The 10,382-nt window shown below is 70.6% G+C and carries 12 protein-coding genes; 11 read left to right on the top strand and 1 reads right to left on the bottom strand.

Annotated elements, in window-relative coordinates; all coding sequences use genetic code 11:
- The first annotated feature begins 211 nt into the window (after nucleotides 1-211).
- The 7 genes from folP (at nucleotide 212) to Raf01_RS31435 (ending at nucleotide 4,756) form a co-directional block, all read left to right on the top strand.
- Nucleotides 212-1,015, top strand: a complete 804-nt coding sequence (gene folP / locus Raf01_RS31465; protein WP_203921702.1) for a dihydropteroate synthase — start codon at nucleotides 212-214, stop codon at nucleotides 1,013-1,015.
- Nucleotides 994-1,356, top strand: coding sequence for a dihydroneopterin aldolase (gene folB / locus Raf01_RS31460; protein WP_239134080.1), 363 nt, complete (start codon nucleotides 994-996; stop codon nucleotides 1,354-1,356). Before folP ends, folB begins: the two co-directional genes overlap by 22 nt.
- Nucleotides 1,353-1,877, top strand: a complete 525-nt coding sequence (folK, locus tag Raf01_RS31455) for a 2-amino-4-hydroxy-6-hydroxymethyldihydropteridine diphosphokinase (RefSeq protein WP_203921695.1) — start codon at nucleotides 1,353-1,355, stop codon at nucleotides 1,875-1,877. The genes folB and folK overlap by 4 nt, the downstream gene beginning before the upstream one ends.
- Nucleotides 1,878-1,890: 13 nt before the next feature.
- Nucleotides 1,891-2,391 carry a DUF3180 domain-containing protein gene (locus tag Raf01_RS31450; RefSeq protein ID WP_203921694.1) on the top strand — a complete coding sequence of 167 codons (501 nt, stop codon included), beginning with the start codon at nucleotides 1,891-1,893 and terminating at the stop codon, nucleotides 2,389-2,391.
- A gap of 74 nt (nucleotides 2,392-2,465) precedes the next feature.
- Nucleotides 2,466-3,800, top strand: coding sequence for an ABC transporter permease (locus tag Raf01_RS31445; RefSeq protein ID WP_203921693.1), 1,335 nt, complete (start codon nucleotides 2,466-2,468; stop codon nucleotides 3,798-3,800).
- Between the two features lie 47 nt (nucleotides 3,801-3,847).
- On the top strand, nucleotides 3,848-4,120 hold the full coding sequence (locus Raf01_RS31440) for a hypothetical protein (RefSeq protein ID WP_203921692.1): 273 nt from the start codon (nucleotides 3,848-3,850) through the stop codon (nucleotides 4,118-4,120).
- 150 nt (nucleotides 4,121-4,270) lie between these two features.
- Nucleotides 4,271-4,756, top strand: coding sequence for a hypothetical protein (locus Raf01_RS31435; protein WP_203921691.1), 486 nt, complete (start codon nucleotides 4,271-4,273; stop codon nucleotides 4,754-4,756).
- 85 nt (nucleotides 4,757-4,841) lie between these two features.
- Here the strand turns inward: Raf01_RS31435 and Raf01_RS31430 are convergent, their stop codons facing one another.
- Nucleotides 4,842-5,879 (bottom strand): ABC transporter ATP-binding protein, encoded by a 1,038-nt coding sequence (locus Raf01_RS31430; protein WP_275413093.1) that lies wholly within the window; start codon nucleotides 5,877-5,879, stop codon nucleotides 4,842-4,844.
- A 2-nt stretch (nucleotides 5,880-5,881) separates the two neighbouring features.
- On the opposite strand from Raf01_RS31430, the gene Raf01_RS31425 reads away from it, so the two are divergent.
- The 4 genes from Raf01_RS31425 (at nucleotide 5,882) to Raf01_RS31410 (ending at nucleotide 10,341) form a co-directional block, all read left to right on the top strand.
- Nucleotides 5,882-6,574 (top strand): ABC transporter permease, encoded by a 693-nt coding sequence (locus Raf01_RS31425; protein ID WP_203921689.1) that lies wholly within the window; start codon nucleotides 5,882-5,884, stop codon nucleotides 6,572-6,574.
- A complete protein-coding gene (locus tag Raf01_RS31420) occupies nucleotides 6,571-7,296 on the top strand; it encodes an ABC transporter permease (protein WP_203921688.1) in 726 nt (241 codons plus the stop codon). The genes Raf01_RS31425 and Raf01_RS31420 overlap by 4 nt, the downstream gene beginning before the upstream one ends.
- A gap of 187 nt (nucleotides 7,297-7,483) precedes the next feature.
- On the top strand, nucleotides 7,484-8,485 hold the full coding sequence (locus Raf01_RS31415) for a glycine betaine ABC transporter substrate-binding protein (protein WP_203921687.1): 1,002 nt from the start codon (nucleotides 7,484-7,486) through the stop codon (nucleotides 8,483-8,485).
- A 221-nt stretch (nucleotides 8,486-8,706) separates the two neighbouring features.
- Nucleotides 8,707-10,341: a hypothetical protein gene (locus Raf01_RS31410; RefSeq protein WP_203921686.1), complete on the top strand. Its 1,635-nt coding sequence runs from the start codon at nucleotides 8,707-8,709 to the stop codon at nucleotides 10,339-10,341.
- The last annotated feature ends 41 nt before the right edge of the window (nucleotides 10,342-10,382 follow it).

Here is a 10,382-nt window from a genome sequence, read left to right as displayed (position 1 = left end):
TCCGCGCCGCTGGCGGTCCGATGTCCCTCCGCGCCGCTGGCGGTCCGATGTCCCTCGCCGCAGCTGGCGGTCCGATGTCCCTCGGCGCCGCTGGCGGCCGGACGACGGATCGACGTCTGGACCTCGCCTCGGCTCGACAAGATCGACAGGACAGGACCTAGGCGAGCGGCGGGGCGGCACGCCGTAGGCTGATGCGGTGAGACCGGTGGTGATGGGCGTGCTGAACGTGACGCCCGACTCCTTCTCCGACGGCGGCCGGTACGCCGATCTGGACGCGGCGCTCGCCCACGGCGTGCGCATGCGCGACCAGGGGGCCGACCTGATCGACATCGGCGGCGAGTCGACGCGCCCGAACGCCGAGCGGGTGGACGCCGACACCGAGATCCGCCGGGTGATCCCGGTGATCCGCGAACTGGCCGCGGCGAAGGTGCCGATGAGCATTGACACCACCCGGGCCAGCGTCGCGGCGGCGGCCCTGGAGGCCGGGGTCGGCGTGGTCAACGACGTGTCGGGCGGGCTGGCCGACCCGACCATGGCCAAGGTGGTCGCCGAGGCCGGCTGTCCGTGGGTACTGATGCACTGGCGCGGGCACTCCCGCGACATGCTGCAGCTCGCGCGGTACCAGGATGTGGTCGCCGAGGTCCGCGCGGAGCTCTCGCAGCGGGTCGAGGAGGCGCTCGCGGCTGGCGTTCAGCACGACAAGATCATTCTCGATCCCGGCCTCGGCTTCGCCAAGAACGCGGAGCACAACTGGCGGCTGTCCGCGCACCTGGACGAGATCATGTCGCTCGGCCACCCGGTGCTCTTCGGCGCCAGCCGCAAGTCGTACCTGGGCCGGCTGCTGGCCGCTCCGGACGGCACCCCGCGTCCGGTGGATGAGCGCGAGGCCGCCACCGTCGCCACCACAGTCCTGGCGGTGTGCGCCGGGGTCTGGGGCGTAAGGGTCCATGACGTACGGTCCACAATGGACGCCATCGCGGTATGGGAGGCGACGTGCCGGGCACGATCGAACTGAAGGGTCTGACCGTTCATGGTCACCACGGGGTCTACGAGAACGAACGCGCCCAGGGGCAGGCGTTCGTGGTGGATGTGAGCCTCGAGGTCGACCTGCAGAAGTCGATCGCCAGCGACGAGGTAGGCGACACCGTGCACTACGGCGAGTTGGCCGACGAGCTCGCGGCGATCGTGGCCGGCGAGCCGGTCAAGCTGATCGAGACGCTGACCTCCCGCCTGCTGGACCACTGCTTGAGCTCTCCGCTGGTCCAGGCCGCGACGGTCACGGTGCACAAGCCGCACGCGCCGATCCCGCACGCCTTCGGGGACGTCGCTGTGACGCTGTCCGGCCGGCGGTCGTGACCCGGGCGGTGCTGTCGCTCGGCAGCAACGAGGGCGACCGCCTCGATCACCTGCGCTCGGCGGTGCGGTCGCTGTCCGACGTGCTCCAGGTGGTCTCCGGGGTGTACGAGACGCCGCCGTGGGGCGATCCCCACCAGCCGGACTATCTCAACGCCGCGTTGATCGTCTCCGATCCCTCGGCGCAGCCGAGTGACTGGCTGGCCCGTGGCCAGGAGCTGGAACAGCGTGCCGGCCGGGTGCGTGACCCGGAACGGCCATTCGGCCCGCGTACATTGGATGTCGACGTGATCGCTGTTCACACTTCCGACGGGGAGCCGATCGTCTCGACGGATCCCGATCTCACGCTGCCCCATCCACGGGCGCATCTGCGCGCGTTCGTGCTGCGGCCGTGGATCGACATCGAGCCGTACGCGTCGGTTCCGGGGCATGGATGGGTCACCGACCTGCTGTGTACCGAGGCGGTTGAGGCCGACCTCGCGCGAATCAAGCCCCGCCCGGACCTGACCCTGGACCTGGCATGAGCGAGGATCCGGCATGAGCGGTCCGCCGCAGCAGCAGACCAACGAGCCACGCCTGCGCCCGACCAACCCGGCCACCCTGGTCGTCGTCGGGCTGGCCACCGCCGCGCTCGCCTGGCTGATCGTCGGGCACTACTACGGGGATGTTCCGGCGATCCCGTGGCTGCCCGCCTTCACCGTCTTCGCGCTCGCCATCTGCGAGGCGGTGCTGGCCAGGGCCACCAAGGCGCGGATCGACCGGCGCCCCGGCGCCGCCCCGGTGCAGCCGCTGGTCGTCGCCCGGTACGTGGTGCTCGCCAAGGCGTCGTCGCTGGCCGGCGCGATCTTCGCCGGCTTCTATGCCGGGGTACTCATCTGGCTGCTGGCCCAGCGGACCCGGCTGTCCGCCGCGGGGAACGACATCGCGCCGACCGCGGCCGGCCTGGTCGCCGCGTCGGCCCTGATCGCCGCGGGTCTCTGGCTCGAACGGGCCTGCCGGGTGCCGCAGCGCCCGGACGAGGAGGAGAAGCCGGAATAACTCGGGTCGGGGGCTTTCCCGGGAGGGCGTCCACGGGTACGGTCGGGCTCCGAACGCTTAGGGAGGCGTCGGGCATGACGTACGGAGACCAGGGGCACCGGTTCCGTGGCGAGGGTTTCCGCGACGAACCGGACTTCCGCGCCGACACCGGATCTACGCCTACCTACCAGCCCGGCGGCTACTCGGCCGACACCACCGGCTCGACCACGTCGGCGGACGGCACCCTGAGCGCCCCGCGGCGCGGAGTGTCGCCCGTCGAGCTCGACGACGTGTTCGACGATCCCAGCCATGGCGATCCAGGCATGGACCGGATGGGCGTGCACATGGTCTGGGAGCTGGTGCTCCTGGTCGCCTCGATCGGCATGGCCGTGTATTTCGAGCAGACCCACCACGCCCAGATCTCCGGTGGTCCCCTGCGCGGCCTGCTGCTCAACGCCGCCATGCTCGGCTTCGTCGCGATCGGCGCCGGGCTTTCGCTGCGCGCCGGCGCGGTCAACCTGGCCGTGGGCTCGACAGCCACGGCCGCCGCCCTGTTCTTCGCCAGCCACTCGGACCGCGGCCTGCTCCCGACGGCCGGGGTCACGCTGCTGCTCGCGGCGGGCGTCGGCGCGGCCATCGGGCTGCTCGTGGTCGTCTTGCACGTACCAGCGTGGGCGGCGAGCCTGGCCGGCGCGCTCGCCGTGATCGTGTGGATCAACAAGCACGCCGAGGCCGCCAAGGTCACAAGCACCTACCACCCGGCCGGACAGGCGTTCTACTGGTATGGCGGGTTTGCCGCCCTGGCCCTGCTGGGCGGGATCCTCGGCCTGGTCAAGCCGATCCGGCGGGGGGTTGGAAGTTTCCGCTCAGTCGGCGACCCGGCGAAACGGCGCGGCACCATGGCCGGGCTCATGGCGTTCGTGGCGATCCTCGGCTCCAGCGTGCTGGCGGGGCTGGCCGGCACGCTGTCGGCGTTGTCCTCGACCTCGGTCACACCGAACGACGGCCTGCTCACCACCGGCCTGGCGGTGGGCGCGGCGCTGGCCGCCGGCACCAGCGTGTTCGGCCGCCGGGGCGGGGTGCTCGGGACCGTGCTCTCGGTCAGCCTGATCACCCTCGTGATCGGCTACTCCGACGCCGCCAAGCTGCGCATCTCCCCGTACGCGGTGGCTGCCGTGGCGATCGGCGTCGGCCTCGTGCTGACCAGGCTGGTCGAGTCCTTCGGCCGGCCGCAGCCGCCCCGGGAGTCCGAGCCGGTGGCCACCGGATGGGACAGCGAGACCCGCGAGCCGGAGACCCGTGCCGTCGACGCGACCGGCCAGAACTGGTCGGGTGGCCGGGGGAGCGGCGGCTGGAGCAGCCAACTGCCCGCGAGGTCGACCGACGACACGTGGGGTGGAGCGTCGGACGAGCGGTGGGGCGTCAAGTAGCGTTCCGGGTATGAAGACCGGCGAGCACGTCATGAGCGAGGGCTGACATGGGCGCGACCTTTGCTGAGCTGGACGCACTGTCGACCGAGGAACTGCGCGAACGGGCGTTCGCCCGGGCCCGCGACAAGGTGGACCTGCCCTTCTTCTGGTCCCTGTTCGAGCACCTGCCGGCGAGGGAGGACGGCGACGACGGAGGTCTGGGCGTGCAGTCCACCGTCGACGATGCCGCCGCGGTGTGGCGGGACGCCACCGGCCACGACTACGGCGAGCAGGAACCCCTGATCAGGGCCGCCTTCATCGACTACTTGATCAACAACTGATTGCCGCCGCCGGACCGCCGCCGGACCTCGCCTCGGGCCGACCGAGCACTTCGGGACACGGCCTAATGTCCTGTTAGGACAGTTCGGATCTTCCGGGATCATACGCCCGCGTCGATTGCCTGACCGAAAGTATGAACTCACACTATCCACATGGCTATTGCTACTGGTGGGCGCGTTCGCACCGCAACGGGCACTGCGGTGGTGGCGGCGCTGATTCTGGTAATCGCATTCGGCAACTCGGCCTACGTCGACTGGGCGTCGCAGCACACGTCGAAAGACGCGTGGGGCTTCTTCCTCCGCGAACTGGCCTGGCCCAACTGGTCGTTCAGCTCCGACCAGTCGGTGCGCACCATTTTCGCCGACGACCTCAAGGCGATTCTGCTGATCGTCCTCGCCGGAGTGTTCGTCACGCTGCTCGCCGGCTCTCAACTGTCCCGTGCCCGGGGCAGCATGAGCCAGTTTCTCGCCGGCTGGGCCGCTTACATGTTCGCCGGCGCGGTCGCCGGCCTGATCGCGGCGTTCGTGCAGGTCAACGCGAGCCTGCTCGGCGCCTTCCAGTGGGCCGCCTCGGGCGTGGTCTACGGGCTGTTCGTCGGCTGGATCGTCGGATTGGCAACGTTCGGCGCCCGGCGGTAGCCGGCGTGGCCGGGCTCCGGCCCTGAGCCCTGTCCCGCGGATCGGCGATCGATCCGCGGGACAGGGCGCCGCGGCGCCGGACGGCTCACGAGACGGTCGACGGCCGTGCCTGCTGGGCCGGTACGGACGCTGACTCCGCCTCGGCCGCACCGGCCAGCGCGATCTGGGTCGGCGTCAGGACGCCCAGCGCCGTCCCGTCGTCGTCCCGTACCGCGACCCAACCGGTGCCGCCGTCCAGCAACGCGGCCAGGGCATCGCGCAGCGAGGATCCGGGGCTCACCGACGGACCGGCCTGCACGTCGTCCACGGTGGACACCGAGGTGAGCCCGTCCCGGGGAACCGGCAGCACGGTCAACCGCTTGATGCCCCGGTCCGAGCCGATGAACTCCCTGACGAAGTCGTTCGCCGGCGTGCTGAGCAGGGCGGCCGGACTGGCGTACTGCTGGAGCGTCCCACCCTGGGACAGTACGGCGATCCGGTCGCCCATCCGGACAGCCTCGTCGATGTCGTGGGTAACCATGACGATCGTCTTGCGTACCGTCGCCTGAAGCCTCAGGAACTCGTCCTGCAACCGGACGCGCACGATCGGGTCGACCGCCGAGAACGGCTCGTCCATCAACAGCACGACCGGGTCGGCCGCCAACGCACGGGCCACCCCGACCCGCTGGCGCTGCCCACCCGACAGCTCGTGCGGGTACCGCTTGCCGTAACGGGCCGGGTCCAGCCCGACCAGGTCGAGCAGTTCGGTGACCCGGTCGTCGATCCGGCGTCGCGACCAGCCGAGGAGTTTCGGCACCGTCGCGACGTTGGCGCGGATCGTCTGGTGCGGGAACAGGCCGGTGTTCTGAATCACGTACCCGATGCGGCGGCGCAGGTCCACCGCGTCGCCGGAGTTGACGTCGGCGCCGTCCAACAGAATCCGCCCGGATGTCGGTTCGATCAGCCGGTTGATCATCCGGAGCACGGTGGATTTACCGCAGCCGGACGGGCCGATGAGCACGACGAGTTCACCGGCCGGAATATCGAGGGAAAGCGAGTTCACCGCGTCGGTGCCGTCGGGGTAGCGCTTGCCGACGCGCTCGAGGGTGATCGGTGCCGCACTCCCGTTCGAGGTACCGTCCACGTATGTCCCTTCCGGACTCACCGGCCCTGGCCTACGCCAGCGCCGCCAACCCGTGGTTTTCCTGGCAGTACATGAATGACAACTCGTCAACGGTACTGGCAGCGCTGGGCGAGCACACCCTGCTGACCGTTGAGGCGGTCGTGGTGGCCGCCGTCGTGGCGGTCCCGTTGGCCGTGCTCGCGCACTGGTACCGGCGGCTCACCGGGCCGATTCTCGCACTCTCCGGTGTGTTGTACACGCTGCCGTCGCTCGCCCTGTTCGCGCTGCTCGCCCCGTTCGTCGGGATCGGTCGCCTCACCGTGCTCATCGGGCTGGTGCTGTACGCGCTGTTGATGATCGTGCGTAACACGCTGGCCGGTCTGGGGCAGGTGCCCGAAGACGTCCGGGAGGCGGCACAGGGCATGGGGTATGGGCGCTTAGCCAGCCTGCTCCGCATCGAGTTGCCGCTGGCCCTTCCGGGCGTCGTCACCGGGCTACGGCTGGCCACGGTGTCCACTGTGGCGCTCGCCACGGTCGGAGTGTTGGTCGGGCACGGCGGCCTCGGCCAGCTGATCAGCGCCGGATTCCACGCCAACTATCGTGCGGAGATCACCACCGCTACCGTGCTGGTCGTCCTGCTGGCGCTGGTCCTGGACCTGATGCTCGCCGGAGCCGGCCGGCTGCTGACGCCGTGGCTGCGCCGGAGGGCCTCGTGAACTACATCAACCAGGCCGTCGTGTGGCTCAACGACCCACTGAACTGGACCAACCCCGGTACCGGCATCTTCCCGCTGCTCGAACAGCACCTGCGCATCTCGGCGGCCGCCGTGCTGCTGGGCTGCCTGGTGGCGTTGCCGGTGGGGCTGTGGCTGGGACACGCCGGCCGTGGTGGCGGCCTGGTCGTCGTGGTGTCCAACGTCACGCGCGCGGTCCCGACCCTGGCGCTGCTGTCCATCCTGCCGCTGATCAGGGCGATCGGGATCGGCGAGCTGCCGGTGATCCTGGCGCTGACCGTGTTCGCGATACCGCCGCTGCTGGCCAACGCGTACACCGGGCTGCGGGCGGTGGATCCCGAGGTGCGGGAGGCGGCCCAGGGCATGGGACTGTCCGGCTGGCAGCTGCTCTGGCGGGTCGAGTTGCCGCTGGCGGTGCCGTACCTCGCCGCCGGGTTCCGTACCGCCGCCGTTCAGGTCGTGGCGACCGCCACGCTGGCCGCGTTGGTCGCAGGCGGCGGGTTGGGCGAGATCATCAGCGAGGGCTTCGGTCTGGGCCTGGCCAAGGCCGGCGGCCAGGTGATCGCCGGCGGCCTGCTCGTCGCGCTGCTCGCGCTGTCGGTCGAGGGGATATTGGCGATCGTGGAACGGGCCGTCACGCCCCGACCGCTACGTCGCTCCAAGCGGATCCGCAAGTCGAAGGTGGCGCTGGCGGCCGAGTCCTGAGTCACATTCCAGGCGCCGCAAGACGCGTAGATGAAGCTCCGCTAACGAAATGTGTTATCTGTTGGTGCCCTCAGCACTGTGATGCTGAGCTGGGAGTTCACTGGGCGGTACTCATTACCGATACCGCCCGTCGGACACGCGGCGTGGCCATTCGGCCGCGCCGGGACACGGAAGGCGGGCACGAAATATGCACAGGGCAGCGCGCGTCGCGGTGGGCCTACTGGGGTTCGCATTGGCGGCGGGCACCATCGCGGGTTGCGGCAAGGCGGGCTCTTCGGGGACCGCGGCACCGGCAAGCGGCGTGGCGGCCGGCGGATGCGCACCCATCGCCGGGCAGCAATTGGTCGTGCTCGATGACGACAAGCACATGCAGAACACCGACAACATCATCCCGGCGATCAACACGAAGGCCGCGACGCCGGAACTGCTGGCGGCGCTGAACAAGGTCTCCACCGCGCTCGACACCACGAAGCTGGTGGCGCTGAACAAGGCGACCGACATCGACCACAAGACGTCGGCCGCGGCCGCCGCCGACTTCGCGTCGGCCAACAACCTGACCAGCGGTATCACCAAGGGCGCGGGCGGGAAGATCGTGGTCGGCGCGGCCAACTTCAGCGAGAACCAGACGCTCGCCGAGCTGTACAAGATCGTGCTGAACGCGGCCGGCTTCACCGCGACCACGCAGACGATCGGCAACCGGGAGCTCTACGAGCCGGCTCTGGAGAAGAACCAGATCCAGGTCGTGCCGGAGTACGCGGCAACCCTCACCGAGTTCCTGAACAGCAAGGTGAACGGCGCCAGCGCCTCCCCGCAGGCGTCCAGCGACCTGAACACGACGGTCACCGCGCTCAAGGCGGACGGCACCAAGGCCGGCCTGAGCTTCGGCGACCCGTCCCAGGCGACGGACGAGGACGCGTTCGCCGTCACCAAGGCGCTCGCCGACAAGTACTCGCTCAAGACGCTGTCGGACTTCGCGTCCAAGTGCTCGGGCAAGGCGTCCGTGCTCGGGGGCCCGCCGGAGTGCCCGCAGCGGCCGTTCTGCCAGCAGGGCCTGGAGTCGAAGTACAACCTGCAGTTCGGTCAGTTCAAGCAGCTCGACAGCGGCGGCAACCTGACCAAGACCGCGCTGACCGGTGGTCAGATCTCTATCGGCCTGGTCCTCTCGTCGGACCCGGTCTTCGCGAGCTGATCGCACGATCGACCGGCCTGGCCGCGCGACAAAGGCGGCCCGACCGCGGGACAAGGCGTTGAAGCGCCAGCGCGGTCGATGTTCCACGCGGCCCCGGACCGATGGTCCGGGGCCGCATCGCGTCAAGCCGTCGACACACTGCGTCATGCGTCGTGACCGGTGCCGCTGGGCTGGGTTTGGGGGTTTCCGTTCCGTTCCAACTCTCGGTAGCCTCTAGAGCCATGCCGGCCTCGGAAACCCAGCAGGAGGGAAGGCGGGGCGGACGGCTACTGACCGTGGTCTTCTGGATCGGGGTGGGCCTGGCTCCACTGGCAGCACTCCTGTTGCTGGTCGGCGGAGCATCCGGGCTCAAGGTAGCGGCCGTACTCGCCATTCTCGCCGTCGTACTCGTCGGATTGTCCGTCATGCTGCGGCCGGACGCGGGCAGCGTGCGCGTCGAGCTTGAGGAGACCATGCTCGACGAGATCGACGCGCTCCGCGAGGACGTACGCCAGGACATCACCACCGCCGCCCGGGCGACGCACAAGTCGTTCTCCGACAAGCTTCAGGCGCTCAACGACAACCTGGAGGCGTTGCGCGGTCAGGTGGAGGCGGTCCGCGCCGCCGGACAGGAACGGGCGGAGCCCAAGGCGGCCGCGCGCAGCGCGCCGGTACCGCCCCCGGCCGAGCAGCAGCAGCCGAGCAGCCCGATGGTGGCCGGTGGCGTGGTGCGGCACACCGAGACCGTCCGGGAGACCACCCGGCAGACGATCGTGGACCAGCACGGCGACGCCGAGCGCGGCACGGTCTACGGCGGCGGAGGCACGTCCGATCGGCAGGCGGCCGAGCCACCCACTCCACCACCGGCGGGGCGGCGGGGCTCCGAGCGGTCGGAGCGTGACTTCGAGCGGGCCCGGTCAGACCGCGACGGCCGGGGCTCCGACCGTGACGACCGTGGCGATTCCTGGACCGAGCAGCGGCTGCGCGAACGCCTGGCCGAGGAGCGGGGCGGTTCGCGCTCTGACGACCGCCGGGGCGGCGGACACCGTGGCGCCGGCCACTACCGCGACGACGACTACCCGAGCGGAGACATTCGGGGCCGCGAGGAGTACCCGAGCGGCGACGTCAGGGACAGCCGTGACTCGTGGCGGCCGCGCCGCCACGACCGGGACGATCCGGCGGACGACGCGCGGTGGTCGGAAATGCGCGCGGGCGACCGCTGGGCCGCGGTCCGCTCCGACGATCGCGGACGCGAGCTGCGCATGGGCGAGCGGCGTGCGGAGATGCACTCCGACGAGTCCGGCACCGAGATGCGGATCGAGGATCGGTGGGCGTCGGTGCGCCGCGAGGAGGGCCGGCGCGACGAGAGCCGCCGTGAGGACAACCGGCGCGATGAGAATCGCCGGGACGAAGGGCGGCGCCGGGACGAGGACCGTCGTTCGGAGCACTCGCGCGAGGAGAGCCGCGGTTCCCGTCACGAGTCGCGGTCGCGCGACTCCTCCGACGAGCCCCGGGAGACCCGCCGGGAGCGGCGGGAGCGTGAGGAGCGCTGGTCGGCCGAGTCGTCCGGGGAAAACCGGTCCACCGGACGGCGGGCGCGCCAGGACGACGACGAGCAGTCCTGGTCCGAGGAGTCGTCGTGGCCACGGCGCGGTTCGGCGCCGGCGCTGCCCGCGGCGAGCGGACCGTCGGCGTCGAGTTGGACCCAGGGCTGGCGCGAGGAGCCGGCCGAACGGGAACGGGAACGGGAACCGCGCCGCCGCCGGGAAGAGGACCGGGACGACCGCTGGGAGCGGGGTGGCGACAGCGGATCCCGGAGCGGCGGATCGCGGTCGCACCGGATCGACTTCGAGCTGACCGACGACCGCTGGCGCTGACCGACGACGCTGACCACCGGCGCTGGTCACCGCCGCACCGG

Source organism: Rugosimonospora africana (assembly GCF_016862975.1).
Taxonomy (GTDB): domain Bacteria; phylum Actinomycetota; class Actinomycetes; order Mycobacteriales; family Micromonosporaceae; genus Rugosimonospora; species Rugosimonospora africana.
The sequence above is the reverse complement of the archived record's forward strand: the minus strand, read 5'-3'. Positions and strand labels throughout refer to the sequence as shown.